We start from the raw sequence: 15,538 nt of genomic DNA, 5'->3' as shown, positions 1-15,538 counted from the left end.
CGGTGCCGGCAGCCAGCGCGAGCACGGCGACGGCGCCGAGCGCGGTCGCGGCCGCATGCCGCTGCAGGAAACGCGCCGTGCGGTAGCGCCAGTTGCCGCGGCGCGCGGCCACGGGCTGGCGCTGCAGATAGCGGCGCACGTCGGCGACGAGCTCGCCGACGCTCGCATAGCGCTGCTGCGGCTGCTTGCGCAGCGCCTTGAGCACGATCGCATCGAGATCGCCGCGCAGTTCGCGGCGCAGACGCTGCGGCGTCAGGTGACGGTTCGCGGCGACCGCATCGGCCTGGGCTGCGTCGCGCGTGAGGCTCAGGCTGGGCCGGGTCGGTTCCTGGTCGAGGATCGCGCGCTCGTAGGCGGCCGGCGTCGGCCGGTCGACCTTGTACGGACGCTGGCCGCTGAGCAGCTCGTAGAGCAGCAGGCCGAGCGCGTAGATGTCCACCGCGGTCGTGACGAGCTCGCCGCGCACCTGCTCGGGCGCGGCGTATTCGGGCGTGAACAGGCGCATCGTGCTGATCGAGGCCGACTGCGGATCGAGCAGTTTGGCGATGCCGAAGTCCAGCAGCTTCACGACGCCGTCGCGGCGCACGAGGATGTTCGACGGCTTGAGGTCGCGATGCACGACCAGGTGCTGGTGCGCATGCGCGACCGCGTCGCAGACGTTGAGGAACAGATCCAGGCGCTGGCGCAGATCCAGCTGGCGCGCATCGCACCAGCTGTGCAGGTCGACGCCGTCGACATAGTCCAGCGCAAGCCACGGCCGGCCGTCGGCGCCGACGCCGCCGTCGACGAGATGGGCGATGTGCGGATGCTGCAGACTCGCGAGTATCTGCCGCTCGGCGCGAAAGCGCGCCTGCGCCTCGGCCGCGTCCCAGCCGCCGCGGATCAGCTTGATCGCGACCTGCTGCGCGAATTCGCCGTCGGCGCGCTCGGCCAGCCAGACCGCGCCCATGCCGCCGCGGCCGATCTCGCGCACGAGCGCGAACGGGCCGAGCCGCTCGCCGGTGCACGCGCCGGATGCGGCCGGGCCGTGGCGTCCGGTCAGCTCCTGCGCCAATCCGGCGACGATGTCGGGCGCCTGCTCCAGCATGCCGGTCGCACGCGTGGCGGCCGCGTCGGCGTGCAGCAGCCCGAGCACTTCCACGCGCAGCGCCGCATCGTCGGGCGCATGGCGCAGCAATTGGGCTTCCCAGTCCTGCGGGTCGAGATCGACGACGGTTTCGAACAGATCGCGCACGAGGCGCCAGCGCTGTGCATCCATGATTCCCCCCGGGTCGCGGCGTCACGTTAGCGCAGCGGCGGCCGGGTTGGCAGCCGCGCGCGTCGCAGTGAACTCGCGGCCGCTTAATCCGACGTACGGCGTCGGGACGACGGGAGATCACGCGACGGCGAAGACGGTTCCGCACGGACGAGTGCCGGCGGCGCTTCGCGCCGCCGGCGTCGTTACCCGGTCAGGGGGAGAATGGAGTCCGCGTTGCCCGCATGCGGCGCGGCAACGGGGATTTCCGTGCCGTCGCGAGTCCTTCCTGGATCGCGATGGAGGCCCGGGTGTCGCGCGTCGTCAGAAGCCGAGATCGGCGCAGGTCACGCCGACGTTGCCCTGCGTGTAGTTCCAGCTGACGTCATCCGGCGACGTCGTGCCCGGATGGGGCGGCGCATAGTCGACGTTGTAGTCGGCGACGATGGCCGTGCCCGAGCCGCTGTCCTTGCAGAGCACGATGGTGTCGTTGACCGCGGCGAAGTTGGCGTACGAGACGTCGGCGGCGGCCTGCCGCCAGACCGTGCCGGTCGGGCCGCCGGTACACGACGGACAGGCGGCGCCGTAGGTCGCGGCCATCGCCTGCGCGCTGAGCAGAACGCTGCCGATGGCGGCCAGGATGAGCGGTGCTTTCATGTGGTTTCTCCGATTGGGATGGAAGCCCGCGGCTGCGGGCCTGGAGCTGGACGGCCGGGCGCCGACAGGCGACCGGCCTCGGGGACGCCTGCGTCGATTCAGGCGCGCGCCGAACACGTATACCGTGTGACAGATTTGTTATTGCCACAAACAGTACATTGCCCATAACGCAGCGACAGAATAGTCCCCGTCGATCTCACAACCAGAGATGCCGCGCACAGGTTTGCGGGAAATTTCGCCGGTCGGCGCGCTCGCGCCGTCTCGGCTAGCGAGACCGGTTCAGCACGACGGCGCCGGCCGCGACGGCGGCGGCTTCGTCGCAGCGCGTGCCGAGCGCGGACTTCAGCCGCGGGCAGCGCGCCGCGAGCGCGTCGAGCTCCAGGTTCTCGGGCACGCGCACGTGGTTGACGCAGACTGCGCCGTCGCGGGTCCAGCCGGCCTCGAAGCGGAAGCTCGCGTCGTCGGCCGGCTGCTGCACGCCGTGGCGGTCGTAGACGTCGATGGCCATGCCGTCGCGCGTGGTCGCCGTACCGTCGCCGCAATAATCGGCGCGGACCATGCGCACGCAGGCCGCATACAAGTCGGCGAGATCCCGGCCGTCGCTGGCCTGCGCCCAGGGCCGGTAGCCCCAGCGCACGCATTTGGCCTGCGCGCCGCCGGTGCAGGTCAGCGCGAAATGCGCCGCGTCGCGCTCGTAGCGCGCGCCGACGAAGCGCCCCGGCACCGGAAAGCCCTCGTGACGCCCTTCGCGATCGGCCTCGCAGACCTCGATCCACGGACCGTCGCCGCTGCGCCGGCTGAAGCGATGCAGCAGCACTTCGCCGCCGCGGCTGTCGGGGTCCGGCCGCACCGCGTCGATGCGCAGCTGCTCGCCGCCGCCGAGGTCGAGCTCGGCGCCGATCAGGTCGGCGCTGCGCAGCACGCGGCCGTCGCTGCGGTAGAGCACGAACTGCGTGCCGTCGACAGCCAGCCGCTGGGCCGGCTCCGCCGGGGCGGCGGGCTGGGCCGCGGTCATCGTCGGAGCGGCACCGGCCACGCCGAACAATGCGACGAGCGCGAACCGGAACATGCTCAGCGGCCGGCCGCGACGCAGACGCGGACGCTCTGCAACGGCACGGCCGACCAGTCCGGCGCCGTCGTCGCGGCCTCGGCCACGCCGTTCATGCGCATGCCGTTCATGCGCATGCCGTTGAGGTTCCAGCCATTGAGGTTCCAGCCGTTGAACGCGACACCGTTGAGCCGCACGCCGTTGAAATTGATGCCGTTGAAATTGACGCCATTGATGCGGAAGTCGTTGAGCTGGACGCCGTTGAACGCGATGCCGTTGAACCGGGTTCCGTTGAGGGTCCAGCCGTTCAGCGCTATGCCGTTGAGGCTGAGACCGTTGAGGCTCAGGCCGTTGAGACTGACGCCGTTGAGCACGGGGCCGGAATCGACCGGGGCGGCGGCAGCGGAAAGGTCGGCCGCACCGGCGGAGCAGGCGGCGGCGAGCAGGGTCAGCGCGATCAGGCAACGTTTCATGGGTGTACTCCGTCAGTGGGGATGGATTGGCGTGGGCATCTCCACGTACGCAGCCGCAGCAGGCCAGGGATCATCGGCCGCGGGCCGCGCCGCGGCGCACCGTCGGCGCGGCGCGGCCGTGGTAAAACTGGCACGGCAGGGTCGGCCGCCTGACGGCCGCGCAGCCGGTTCCGGGGAGCAGCGCATGAACGACAACGAGATCACCGCGCACATCGCGGCGGCCAACCACAGCCCGGCCGAGCGCGACAAGGCGCTGAACCTGGTCTACGACGACCTGCTGCGCATCGCACGCGCCGAGCTCGCGCGGCATCGGCGCGGCGACACGCTGAACACGCGCGCGCTCGTCAACGAGGCCTATCTCAAGCTGTTCGACCGCAACGGCGGCCAGTACGAGAACCGCAAGCACTTCTTCGCGACCGCGGCGCGCGCGATGCGCCAGGTCGTCATCGACTATGCGCGCGCGCGCCTGGCCGAACGCCGCGGCGCTGGCGCCGAACACGTCGAGCTTGACGCGCTCGAAGGCATGCCGCTGCCCGTGGACGAACAGGCCGAACAGCTCGTCGGCATGGATCGCGCGCTCGAAAAACTCGCGGCGCTCGACGAGCGCCTCGTGACCGTCATCGAGATGCGCTTCTTCGCCGGGCTCGAGGTCAAGGACATCGCCGAACTGCTCGGCGTGTCGGAGCCGACGATCAAGCGCGACACGCGCGCGGCCAAGGCGTTCCTGCAGAAAGAGCTCGCGCTGGGCCGCTGAACTCGCCGGAAGAGCCGTGAATCACGGCATTTCGTCGCCGCGTCGTTCTTCACGACGCTGAATCGCCGATGTTCCTGTGACGCCGTCGACACGGCGCAGCCGCGCCGCGTCGCAGTTCGCGCAATAAGCCCGGAAATTTCTCTCCGACGCGTGTTCGCTTTTGTGGACATGCTCCGTTCGTATACCCGTTGCGTTTTCCCGCCAAGGAACGGGGACGGCAACGGCAGGCGAGCACAGCGCCGCGATGTCGCGGCGCGCTCCGCAGGCTCGTCACTCATCGACATGGAGCATTCAATGAAAGCGATACGCAAGACACTGCTGTGCGCGGGCTTCGCGCTCGCGGCGCTGGCCGCCGGCGCCGCCTCGGCGGATTCGGTCTGGAGCTCGGCCATCACCAAGTGGGACGGCGACTGCTCGGGCGCGCAGCGCGACTGGTGGGACGACATGTGCATGGCCTGGCGCCATGAAATGGCCGACCGCGGTTTCGTGCCGGTCTGGCAGAACTTCTCGCTGGTCAAGGTCAGCAAGTTCGTCGACCCGTCGATCTCGGCCTGGGGCACCGACAACAGCCGCATCGACGCGCAGGACGCGGGCCTGATCTGCACGCACGGCACCGTCGACTCGGTCGGCTGGGCCGGCAGCATGCACACCAAGGACCAGGGCGAATGCAAGCTCAACGTCGATCAGATGAAGATCGGCAAGGCCTCGGGCGGCCGCCTGCGCTTCTTCCACATGTCCTCGTGCCAGAGCATGCAGTGGGACAAGCGCACGGCCTGGTTCGGCCCGGCCAAGGGCGGCGCACACGTGATCGCCGGTTTCCACGGCCTCATGTACATCGGTTCGCAGTACGTCGACGAGTACGAGGATCTCGCGGCCGACGGCACGGCGTCCAAGGGCGTCGCGAAGGCCTGGGTCGACGACATGCATCACGTGGACCACTGGTACAACAGCTACAAGACGATCTGCCCGGTCGCCATGGGCTTCGGCAACACCGCGGCGCGCTCGACCGACGTGCTCAACGAGCGCTATGCGAGCAAGTGGGCCGACACCAGCCCGAACTGGGCGACCACGCGCTACGTCAGCCAATGCGATCCCTCCTCGGGCGGCGGCGCCCTGCCCCAATGAACGGACTCACGAACATGAAAAAATCCACTTTCCGCACCCGTGCCGGCTTCGCCGGCCTGATCGGCCTGCTGCTGCTGGCTCCGCTCGCGGCGAGCAACGCCGCCGACACGAACGACCTGGGCTCGCCGGCCGAGACCGCTCAGCTGTATTCCGAGGACTACGCCCGCCTCGTCGACGCCGCGCTGCCGCGCTTCGACGGCGAGGTGCTCGGACGCCGCCTCGCCGCCGTCCGCGCGAAGTATCCCGGCGGCCACGATCCGCTGCGTCTGCGCAAGATCTCCGACATCGAGGCGCTGCTGGGCCTGCCGCATGGAGAAACCGGCGGCACCGACTACGTCGCGACGAAGACGGAAACCTACGGCATCAGCGCCGCGTCGGCCCGCGTGCACTACGCGCGCAACCTCGAAGGCGAGAAGCCGATGGACTTCGCCGAAGCGGAGCGCTCGCAGCGCGAACTCGAGGCGCGGCATCTCGACCTGCTCGGCCGCGCCGGCATCGACGCCGGCCAGGTGCTGTTCGCGAAGACCGGCATCATGTCGCTGCGCACGCAGGCGGCAGGCATGCCCGACGAGAGCGCGACGCTCGCGGCCGATTCGGTGTTCACCTACGCGCTGCGCAACATCGACGGCCTGCAGGTCGAAGGCAGCGAGGCCAGGATCGCGTCGCGCGGCGCCGGCGACATCGTCAGCCTGAGCCTGCGCTGGCCCGCCGTGCTGCTGCATCCGCAGCTCACGAGCTTCAAGCTCAAGAGCACCGACGAGCTCAAACGCGAGGCGCTGGCCGAGGTCGCGCGCGCGGCGAACGGCGCCGTCGTCAACGTGCAGATGGCCGTCGTGCTGCGGCCGGTCAAACTCGACGGACGCCGCGTGTTCGTGCCGTCGCTGAAGGTCGGCGTGCTGCCGCGCGAGGAAGCCGGCGCGATGTTCTACGTCGACCTGCCGCAGCAGCAGCTGGCCTACGACGAAGGCGAGATCGCGGATCGCTGAACGTGATGGCTCGGCCGGCGACGAGCTTCACGGTCGCGCCGCCGGTCGAGGCGCAACCCGTCCCCACCCGCGCCCTCCCCGTCAAGGGGAGGGTCTTCGGGGCCGGGACATTCAAAAGGATTGCAGCGTCGACCACGTCCGTGTCGCTGCTTTGAAGCGCTCCCGTTCAGGGGGCTGAGGACACCAGCCCGGAGCCACCGCTCCCGGGCGCCCCGAACGTCCAACGGACTGGACGGGCCGGTGGGGATGGTTTTCGAGCCGGATTCCACATTCCGTTCCGCTGCTGCAGCGATCGTCCGGCGCTGGCGGATCGGCTCACGCGTCGAGCGTCGCGTCCATGGTGATCTCGGCATTGAGCAGGCGCGAGACCGGGCAACCGGCCTTGGCCTTGCCAGCCAGCTCCGCGAACGCGGCGGCGTCGGTGCCGGGCACTTTCGCGTTGACGACCAGGTGCACGGCGTTGATCGTGAAGCCCGCGTCGGTCTTGACCAGGCTGACTTCGGCGCGCGTGCGGATGTAGTCGGCGGTCAGTCCGCTCTGGCCGAGGATGTTCGACAGCGCCATCGAGAAGCAGGCCGCATGCGCGGCGCCGATCAGTTCCTCGGGATTCGTGCCGGGGCCGTCCTCGAAGCGCGACTTGAAGCCGTACGGCGCGTCGCGCAGTACGCCGGTCTCCGTCGATATCGTACCGCCGCCTTCGCGGATACTGCCCTTCCACTCCGCCGATCCGGACTTCTTCATGGTCTTTCCTCGTCTTGGTGGGAAACGAATTACGGCGCAGGCGCGGTTAGCGCGGCGTGAGTCCACGCCCCGGCGCGGTGCGCTCGCGCCTCCGGTATCGGCGTCATTCGACGCGCAGCCGGGCGTTGCGGCGGCTCCAGTCCGCAGTTGACCGGCGACTTCCCGCTGCGCGATCCGTTCGCGCCGGCCGCATCCGCGCCATCCGGCACGCAGCCGCGCGACGCGGCGGCGTCAGCCCTGCAGTTCCTTGGCGACTTCCTGCAGCGCCTCGGTATTGCTGATGCGCGAAATCTGCTGCAGCAGGTAGTCGGTCACGCCTTCCTCGATCTGACGCAGCTCGTCGGCCGGCACGGCCAGCGCGTCGGCGAACGCCTGCACCTTGGCGCGCTCGGTCGCGGAATATTCGCCGTCCGCATGCGCGAGCAGCAGGCAGGAATGCAGCAGCGCGAGCTTCTGCGCCGGCTGGCGGAAATCCTCGACGATCGCGGCGAGATCGAACGGCATCGCGACGAGGTCGTCGAACGAGGCCAGTGCCGCGGCGTCGCGCTGGCAGGCTTCGTAGAAGCCGCGCAGCATCACGCGTTCGGCGTCGTGAACGCCGTCGGTCAGCGCGACGTCGTGCATCGCGCGGACGATGGCCTGCAGATGGTGGAGTTCCAGGGTGGTCGTCGGTGTCGCAGTCATGGTCGGCTCCGGCTGGATGTTGCTGCCTTTCCGCGAACGGGTACGCAGAGGGCTCGGCGAATTAACGGTCCACGCGGCCCCACGGCAGGCCGGGAGAGGCCGTCGATGCATTTCTCCCTCTGCCCCAGGCGAGCTTGGAGGGCTTGTCTCGTTCCCCCTCCACCGGGCGAGCGGCGAGAGAGAACTATCTTGTCGCTGCGTCGGACCGGCGCGTCGGGTTTTCGCACCGGCCGTCGCCTCAGATCCGCAGCTCGCGCTTGAGCTCGCGAAGCCGGACGTTGAAGTCGTCCTGGCTCATGTCGCGGTAGCGTTGCGGCAGCAGGCTGCGACGCGAGGCCTCGAACACGGCGAGCATTTCCATGTATTCGAGCATGCCCGCGTCGCGCGCCGGCACGTAGTCGGCGACGGCGCGCTCGAAGCAGGCCTGGTCGACCGTGCTGCCTTCGCCGGCGAAGCTCAGCGCGAGCAGGCAGACCGCTTCGAGATCGGCGTTGGAATAACCGACGAGCCTGGCGCTCGTCGCGGCGCGCGCCGCGGTCCAGTCGATCGCCTCGCCGAGCCTGTAGCGCGCGAAGATCGCGCGCAGCACCGCTTCGACGTCCTCGGCCGTGTCCGGATAGAAGAAAGGGATCTTGCGGTCGATGCGGCCGGCGCGCTTGATGTCGATGTCGAGCTTGTCGGGCCGGTTCGTCATCAGGATGAACAGCACCTGCCCGCGGTTGTCGGGCTCGCTCATGAACTCCTTGAGCCGCGCGATCACGCGCGAGGACGTGCCGCCGTCGGTGTCCTCGGACTGGCCGCCGAAGCTGCGGTCGCCTTCGTCGATGATCAGGATGATCGGCCCGAGCGCCTTGACCATGCCGAGCACTTTTTCGAGATTCGCCTCGGTCGAGCCGACCCACTTGGAGCGGAAGTTCTTCAGGGTCACCGCGCTCAGGCCCGAGTCCTTGACGAAGGCCTTCGCGATGAAGGTCTTGCCGGTGCCCATCGGGCCGACGAACAGCAGGCCCATCGGCACGCGGTGGCGGTCGCCGCTCCTGATCGCCGCAGCGACCTGCAGCAGCTCCTGCTTGATGCCGTCGTTGCCGCCTACGGCTTCGAGGCCGTGGCGCGCATCGACGAACTCGATCAGGCCGGCGCATTCCTTCTCGATGATCTCGCGCTTGCGCCGGTGCACGAGCTCGATGACGGCGGCATACGGATCGCCGGCGTCGGTCTCGGGCAGCGGATGATCGGGATTGATCAGGTGGCGGATCTCGTCGGTATCCATGCCGCGCGTCAGCGCGGCGAGCTTGCCGGCGCGCTGTTCGGCGTCGGCGCTCGCGCCGAGCAGGGAGCGGATGAGCTCGAGCCGCTCGCGCTCGCCGAGCGCGTTATCGGTGGAACGCGGCGTCAGCAGTTGGGCGATCTGCACCGCGCGCAGGCCGGCGCTGTGCGCGGCCAGGCGGCCGACGTCGTGCTCGGGCATGGCCGGATCGATCTGGCGGATGGCCGCGGCGCGCTCGTCGAGGTCCGGCAGCGGAATCTCGATCGCGGCCACGCGCGGGTTCGCGACGAGCTTGGCGTTGAGCTCGGCCAGCGACTCGCTGAGCAGGAACACGACGTTGTCCTTGCTCTCGAGCTCGGGACTCATCGACCAGCGGTGCAGGCGTATCGCGGCCATGCGGTCGGCATGAGCGAGGAAATTCTCCTCGCCCGGCGGCGCGATGCTGCCGGCGTAGCTGATGATCAGTGCGGCGCTGTGGCGCAGCAGTATCTCGTGCTCGATGTCGGCGAGCGCGTCCTCGGGCGCGCGGTTGGGCCGCACCGGCTCGGTGCCGAGCGTGCTCGTGCGCTTGGCGTAGCGCACGCCGGCCGACGGGTCGTAGACGATGATCGTGTCCTTGTTGTCCTTGAGCAGCACCTCGGACAGGAAGTCGATCAGCGAAAGGAACTTGCCGCCGTGCAGGATCTCGTCGAACACGTTGCGGTGCAGGATGAACATCGACGCCTCGCCGCCGATGTACTTGCGCCGGACCGACTCGGCCCAGCGCGGCAGCGGTGCGGCTTCAGGTCGCGCGGCGGCCATGGCGGCTCCTCACATCTGCTTGCCGGCGGCCGCCTGGGCGGCGCGCTGGCGCTTGAGCTCGTCGAGCTGCGCGCGGGCGGTGATCGTACCGGACTGCTGGCGCAGCTTGTCCAGGCGCACGTCGAGGTCCGAATCGCGCAGCTCCTTGCCGAGGTTGGCTTCGGAGATCGTGTTCTTGATGTGGTCGCGGACCTTGTCGAGCGCCTGCACGTCGGCCTCGACCGACAGGCCGTCGAGCTGCGACTGGATCTGGATGCGCGCCTGCGCGCTCTGCATCTTCGCGAGCATGCGGTCGCGCTCGGCCTTGAGCTTGTCGATCTCGCTCTTGACCGCGAGCAGCGCGTTCTTCGCGTCGTCGGCGTCGACCTTGGCCTGCTCGGCCTCGCTCGCAAGACCGGCCAGCTCGGCCTCGACCGCGCTCTTCTTCTGCAGCAGCACGAGCGCGAGGTCGTCCTGGTTCGTCGCGAGCGCGGCTTCGAGGTCGCGCGCGACCGCGGCCAGCGACTGGCGCTCGGCCTCGACGCGATGGTCGATCTCGTCGCGGCGGCGGATGATGGCGGCCGTCGCGCTCTTGAGTTTGGCGTACTTGCCGATCAGGCTGTTGATCGCGTTCTCGTAGGCGATCTCCGGATGCTTCTTTTCCACGTCGGCGATCCACAGCGACACGAAGCCGCGCCAGAGGTTGCCGAGTCGGTCGAAGAAATTGATGCTGGCCATGGTGCACGGGTCTCCGTTGCAGATGCGGAAGCGGGAATCCGGCGGCTGCCCGCCGCGGTCAGGTGTTCACGAGGTCGAAGAAACGGCGGTGGTCCTGGGCGAACGCGATGAAGCCGCGCGTGAGTTCGCGCTTGAGCGCGGCGTGCTCGGTCTCGGGCGTGAAGCGCAGCGCCAGGCGCGCTCCCTGCGTCGCCCATTCGAAATGGTCGGCCTCGGCCGCGCCGCCGTGACCGGAGTGGATCGCGATCCAGTGATAGGCGACGTGTTCCTGGCCGGCGATGCTGATGCGCTGCGTCAGCAGTTCCTGCACGAGCGCCGGCGCGGCGTGGCGCAGGGTCTCGTCGATGATGGAGAACTCGCGGTCGGCCAGCAGCTCCGAACCTAGGTGATAGCCGATCGCGTGGAAGATCGCCGGCAGGTCGTCGGCGCTCGTCACGCCGTAGCCCTGGGCCACGCGCGCGTTGAGCTCGGTCAGCCAGTCGGGCTCGGCCAGCAGCGCGTTGAGCCCGCGCCGGTCGGCGAGCGCGGGCAGGTTCGGCGCCTCGATGCCGATCAGGCCCTTGAGCGTGGCCTGGGCCAGGCAGCGGTGCGTATCGCGGTGCACCGACTCGTGATCGTCGAACTCGTCGCGCGCGGCGTCGAAGAAGAAGCTCGCGACGTAGACGCTGCGGTCGGCCAGCGCCAGGATCGGTTCGTCTGGATCGAGGAACAGCCGGCGCGAGCGGCCGATCTTGCCGGCCAGCGCCGCAACGCCGGAGCCGAACAGGCCGTTCCAGCTCGTGTAGCGGCCGAGAAACCGCACGCGCCTGAGCGGATCGGCCAGCGCCGCGCGTATGGCTTCGTGCACCATGCGCTCGTGGGCGCTGAAGTTGACCAGCGATTCGAGGTCGCCGCGGCTGATCTTGTGGACGTTCACGACTTGACTCCCTGGCGCGCGGCGCCCAGCGCGCGCGCGGCGGCCGGCTGGACGATGCTCTGGATCTCGGCGCCGTAGCTCGACTCGAGTTCCTCTTCCAGCCGCAGACGCTCTATCGCCTCGGACAGGCGCGCGCCGCCTTCGGCGGCCGAGGAATTCGTGATGATGGCCTGGTAGATCTCTTCGACCGCGTCGGGCAGCGACAGCAGCGCGGCTTCGACGGCCGCCTTGCGGCTGGCCAGGCGCCGATGCCGCAGCAGCAGCTCTTCGAGGTCGGCACGCGCCTTGCGCAGGCTGCGTCCGTCCTCGGCGCCGGCGTCCAGGCGCTTGCCGATGTCGGCGATGCGTCGCTCGACGTCGCGCTCGTTGACCGAGTCCTGGCGTTCGTCCATCGACAGCTCGGCGAGCCACAGGCCGAGGTAGTCGATCGCCGTGTCCTCGATGCGCTCGAGCTCGCGCTCGCCGAGCGCGCTGCGCCGGTGGCTGCCCATCTCGCGCAGGCTGCGCACGCGCTCCTGCAGGTTGCGGTAGACCTCCCAGCGCGGATCGTGCTCGGTGCAGCGGCGCGCGATTTCGCCGCGCAGGTGCATCGCGGCCGCGTCGCGGCGCTGCAGCTTGAGCTTGCGGTCGACTTTCGCGCGAAACGTCGAGGAGGCCGGAATGAACATCGACGCGATCGCCTCGCCGGCCGCGAACGCGAGCAGCGGCAGGATCGCGCCGGGCGCGCCGTACGGAATCGACAGGAACGTGCTGCCGGCCAGGGTCGCGAGGAACAGGTTCACGTTCAGCGGCGCGGTCAGCATCGCCCAGAGGTAGGACGGCTGTTCCTGCTCGCTGCCGCGGTTCCAGGCCGGGTCCAGGGTCACGGGGCTGTCCTCTTACACCGACACGCGCAGGCTGGCACGGCCGGCGCTGGCCGCATGCAGCTGGGCCAGGATGCGCTCTTCCATGCGCACGGCCTCGGTCGAACGCTGCCAGGTCGCCGAGCGCGGCCGCGGCTCGAGAATTGCGAAGTCGTCGGCGATCTTGGCCGGCTGCGTCGACAGCACGATGACGCGGTCGCCGAGCGCCAGCGCCTCGGTCACGTCGTGGGTCACGAACACGACGAGGCAGGGATTCTGCTCGTAGATCTGCACGAGGAGCTGCTGCATCTCGCCGCGGGTCTGCGCGTCGAGCGCGCCGAACGGTTCGTCCATGAGCAGGATGCGCGGCCGCAGCACGAGCGCGCGGGCCAGCGCGACGCGCTGGTTCTGGCCGCCCGACAGCTGCGACGGCAGATGCTTGCGGTGCGCGGCCAGGCCGACCGCCGCGAGCGTCTCCTCGATGCGGCGGCGCGCCTCGGCCTCGCTGACGCGCGCGCGCCAGTGGGCGAGGCGGAACGGAAACGCGACGTTCTGCTCGACCGTGAGATCGGGCCGGTTCGCGTAGCGCTGGAACACCATGACGGCGTCGTCGTGCGCCTCGACGCAGGGCTTGCCGTCGATGAGAACCGTGCCCGAGGTCGGCGTCGGCACGCCGATCGGACGCACGCCGCCCATCATGTGCAGGATCGTCGACTTGCCGCAGCCCGAAGGGCCCAGCAGCATGTTGATGCCCGGCGACAGGGTCAGGCTGATGCCGTCGACGACGCGCAGCACGCCGTTGCCGTCCTTGTTCGGGTATTCCTGGACGATGTCCTTGAGTTCGATGCTGACCGGTTCGGCGGACGCGCTCACAGCTTGGTCTCCCACGGATACATCCTGGCCTTGAGATAGCGCATCAGCTGGTAGCTCAGCAGAGCGAACGCAATGATGACGATGATGCCGGCGAAGACCTGGTCCATCGCCGAGAAGCGGCGCGCATTCTGGATCAGCTGGCCCAGGCCTTCGCGCGCGTTCACGTACTCGGCCACGGTGATGTAGGTCCACATGACCGAGACGCCGACGATGACCGCGTCGGCGATGCGCGGCATCGCGAGCGGCAGCACCGCGTGGCGCACGGCCTCGAACGGCGTCGCGCCGAGATCGCGCGCCGAGATCCAGTAGGCCTGCGGCACCGCGCGCACGGCGTCGCGCACCATCGGTATCAGATAGACGACCGCGCCGACGAACAGGAACAGCACCTTCATCCATTCGCCGATGCCGAACCACATGACCATGATCGGCAGCAGCGCGACGACCGGCGCCGAACGGAACGGGTCGACCAGCGGCGACAGCGCCGCGTTGACCTTCGGCGATGCGCCCATGAACACGCCGATCGGAATGCCGATCGCGACGACGAGCGCGCCGGCCGCGACGACACGGCCCACCGACCACAGGGTCGCGTTGAGCAGCAGGCTGCGGCCGTTCTCGCCGTCCCAGGCCAGATAGGCGAACGCCTTGGCGACCTGCCACGGCGCCGGCAGCTTGTTCGGACTGACCAGGCCGGTCGCGCTGATCAGCGCCCACAGCACGAGCACCGCGACGACGGCGCCGATACCGAGCGTCCGCGTGGTCTGCGCGCTCAGCGGCGCATAGGGATTCCAGCTAGTCGTTTCGGCCATGTCGCTACCTTGCGCTGATGTGTCGCGTTACGGGGTCCCGTCATGGCTGAAGCACAACCCCATCCCTGCCCCCTACCGGGCAAAGCTTACCGCCTCAGCACCGCCGCACGCGTCGTGCGGTTCATCGCGCGGCAGTCTTCGAGGCTGAGGTTTTCGTTCTGCGGCGCGGCTTCGTTGCAGAGCGGCTTGTCGGGGCCGTTGCCGCTGACGACGAAGCGCGCGCGATCGAATTCCCATTGCGTCACGAGATAGTCGACGACGGCCTGCGCGCGCGCGCGCGAGATGCGCATGTTGGCCTCGCGCGAACCGGTCGAGTCGCTGTTGCCGGAGATGTCGAAGTAGGCGGAACCGTTGTTCTCGATGAACGGCACCATTTCGTCGTCGATGGTCTTCTGCGAACGCTTGGTCAGCTCGGCCGAACCGCTCGCGAAACTGACGATCACGGGCTTGGTCACGGCCGGTTCCTGCTTGGCGACCTGTTGGCGCTCCTGCTCGGTGAACGTGAATTCGGGCTTGGCCGCCGCCTGCTGCGCGGCCTGGCTCTTGGCCAGCAGGTTGCGGATGTAGCGCAGGTCGACCGAATCCTGCGGCGCGATGACCGGCGAATTCGGGTTGGCCAGCGCGCCGGCCTTGCGGTAGATGCCGTCGAAGCGGCGGTAGACGCGGTCGTAGTGGTTGGTGCCGCCGGCCAGACCGAAGATGCGCGCGTTGTCCTCCAGGCCGGTCCAGACCAGATTGTCGAACAGTCCCTTGACGAAGCCGCGCCCCTGGTCCTTGGCCAGCAGCGAGAAGAACTCCTCGGTGCGCACCAGCGCGTCGACGGCTTCGTCGGGCGCCTTGCGGGCGGCGTCGACGCCGCTCATCCAGCCGGCGACGAAGGACTGGACCGCGCCCTCGTTGGCCGGATCGGACAGCACGCGGTTATCGCAGACGATGACGTCGTAGATCAGGTTGGTCGCCGTGCGCGTGGAGTAGACGACGTGCGCGCCGGGGATGTTCTTCAGCGCGAGCGACAGGTCCGGATCCCACAGTGCGGCCGCATCGACGTTGCCGCTCTCGAGCGCCGCACGCACGCCGGCCGTGCCTTCCTCGGCGTTGATGTAGACGAAGCGCACCGACTGTTTCTTGCGCGCAGTCAGGCTGGAGTTCTCCAGCGCATCGATGGTCATGCCGTCCGACGGCGTGAACTGCAGCAGCGCGACGCTGTGGTCGGCCAGGTCCTCCACGCGCGTGATCGCCGGATTGCGCGCGATGATCGCGTCGCCGCCCTGGGTGTTGTCGACGGCCATGATCGCGCGGCCGTCGAGCCCGGCGTTGCGCAGGTTCGGCTGTTCCTGGGCCCAGAAGTCCGAGGTGCGCCAGGCGCAGTGCGCGGTCTTCGACTCGAAGATCGTCGACAGGGTCGGGATGTCGTCCTGGATCACGAACTCGACGTTGACGCCGTTCTGCGCGAACAGCGAGCCGGGCTGTGTCTTCAGCGCCTTGCCGTTCGCGACGAGCGCCGGCGCATAGCCGTGGAAGCTCACGATGCTGACCTTCAGCGGATTGCCGGCGCTGCCGAGCGCGCCGCCGGCGGCCGGCGGCGCCGCGGGCCTGGCCGGAGCGGTCGTCGCG

The 15,538-nt window shown here is 69.2% G+C and carries 16 protein-coding genes; 3 read left to right on the top strand and 13 right to left on the bottom strand.

Annotated elements, in window-relative coordinates; all coding sequences use genetic code 11:
• The 4 genes from NON22_RS10480 to NON22_RS10465 form a co-directional block, all read right to left on the bottom strand.
• Positions 1-1,258 (bottom strand): serine/threonine-protein kinase (locus NON22_RS10480; RefSeq protein WP_257386878.1); only part of this gene is annotated, 1,258 nt, incomplete at its 3' end.
• Positions 1,259-1,558: 300 nt separating this feature from the next.
• On the bottom strand, positions 1,559-1,891 hold the full coding sequence (locus tag NON22_RS10475; protein ID WP_257386877.1) for a hypothetical protein: 333 nt from the start codon (positions 1,889-1,891) through the stop codon (positions 1,559-1,561).
• 265 nt (positions 1,892-2,156) lie between these two features.
• Entirely contained in the window at positions 2,157-2,960 is an 804-nt protein-coding gene (locus NON22_RS10470; RefSeq protein ID WP_257386876.1) for an ADYC domain-containing protein, read from the bottom strand.
• Between the two features lie 2 nt (positions 2,961-2,962).
• Positions 2,963-3,412, bottom strand: a complete 450-nt coding sequence (locus tag NON22_RS10465) for a pentapeptide repeat-containing protein (protein ID WP_257386875.1) — start codon at positions 3,410-3,412, stop codon at positions 2,963-2,965.
• 184 nt (positions 3,413-3,596) lie between these two features.
• Between NON22_RS10465 and NON22_RS10460 the strand changes: the two genes are divergently transcribed.
• The 3 genes from NON22_RS10460 (at position 3,597) to NON22_RS10450 (ending at position 6,277) form a co-directional block, all read left to right on the top strand.
• A complete protein-coding gene (locus NON22_RS10460) occupies positions 3,597-4,166 on the top strand; it encodes an ECF-type sigma factor (RefSeq protein WP_257386874.1) in 570 nt (189 codons plus the stop codon).
• 294 nt (positions 4,167-4,460) lie between these two features.
• Positions 4,461-5,291 (top strand): hypothetical protein, encoded by an 831-nt coding sequence (locus NON22_RS10455; protein WP_257386873.1) that lies wholly within the window; start codon positions 4,461-4,463, stop codon positions 5,289-5,291.
• A gap of 14 nt (positions 5,292-5,305) precedes the next feature.
• Positions 5,306-6,277 carry a hypothetical protein gene (locus NON22_RS10450; protein WP_257386872.1) on the top strand — a complete coding sequence of 324 codons (972 nt, stop codon included), beginning with the start codon at positions 5,306-5,308 and terminating at the stop codon, positions 6,275-6,277.
• A gap of 315 nt (positions 6,278-6,592) precedes the next feature.
• Here the strand turns inward: NON22_RS10450 and NON22_RS10445 are convergent, their stop codons facing one another.
• From NON22_RS10445 to NON22_RS10405, 9 genes are all read right to left on the bottom strand, one after another.
• The gene (locus tag NON22_RS10445; RefSeq protein ID WP_257386871.1) at positions 6,593-7,018 is read right to left on the bottom strand and encodes an OsmC family protein; all 426 of its coding nucleotides are present in this window, start codon (positions 7,016-7,018) and stop codon (positions 6,593-6,595) included.
• A 231-nt stretch (positions 7,019-7,249) separates the two neighbouring features.
• On the bottom strand, positions 7,250-7,813 hold the full coding sequence (locus NON22_RS10440; protein WP_343231941.1) for a DUF533 domain-containing protein: 564 nt from the start codon (positions 7,811-7,813) through the stop codon (positions 7,250-7,252).
• Between the two features lie 127 nt (positions 7,814-7,940).
• Entirely contained in the window at positions 7,941-9,770 is a 1,830-nt protein-coding gene (locus NON22_RS10435; protein WP_257386869.1) for an ATP-binding protein, read from the bottom strand.
• A gap of 9 nt (positions 9,771-9,779) precedes the next feature.
• The gene (locus NON22_RS10430) at positions 9,780-10,487 is read right to left on the bottom strand and encodes a PspA/IM30 family protein (RefSeq protein ID WP_257386868.1); all 708 of its coding nucleotides are present in this window, start codon (positions 10,485-10,487) and stop codon (positions 9,780-9,782) included.
• A gap of 58 nt (positions 10,488-10,545) precedes the next feature.
• Positions 10,546-11,403, bottom strand: coding sequence for a hypothetical protein (locus tag NON22_RS10425; RefSeq protein ID WP_257386867.1), 858 nt, complete (start codon positions 11,401-11,403; stop codon positions 10,546-10,548).
• Positions 11,400-12,269 (bottom strand): hypothetical protein, encoded by an 870-nt coding sequence (locus tag NON22_RS10420; protein WP_257386866.1) that lies wholly within the window; start codon positions 12,267-12,269, stop codon positions 11,400-11,402. Before NON22_RS10420 ends, NON22_RS10425 begins: the two co-directional genes overlap by 4 nt.
• Positions 12,270-12,281: 12 nt before the next feature.
• Positions 12,282-13,133 carry an ABC transporter ATP-binding protein gene (locus NON22_RS10415; RefSeq protein ID WP_257386865.1) on the bottom strand — a complete coding sequence of 284 codons (852 nt, stop codon included), beginning with the start codon at positions 13,131-13,133 and terminating at the stop codon, positions 12,282-12,284.
• Positions 13,115-13,924, bottom strand: a complete 810-nt coding sequence (locus NON22_RS10410; protein ID WP_257386864.1) for an ABC transporter permease — start codon at positions 13,922-13,924, stop codon at positions 13,115-13,117. The genes NON22_RS10415 and NON22_RS10410 overlap by 19 nt, the downstream gene beginning before the upstream one ends.
• 86 nt (positions 13,925-14,010) lie before the next feature.
• Positions 14,011-15,538: phosphate ABC transporter substrate-binding/OmpA family protein (locus tag NON22_RS10405; RefSeq protein ID WP_257386863.1), on the bottom strand; the 1,528-nt coding region annotated here is incomplete at its 5' end.

This window comes from Tahibacter caeni (genome assembly GCF_024609805.1).
Lineage (GTDB): Bacteria > Pseudomonadota > Gammaproteobacteria > Xanthomonadales > Rhodanobacteraceae > Tahibacter > Tahibacter caeni.
Note: the sequence above shows the minus strand (reverse complement) of the source record. Positions and strands in the feature narration are given on the sequence as shown.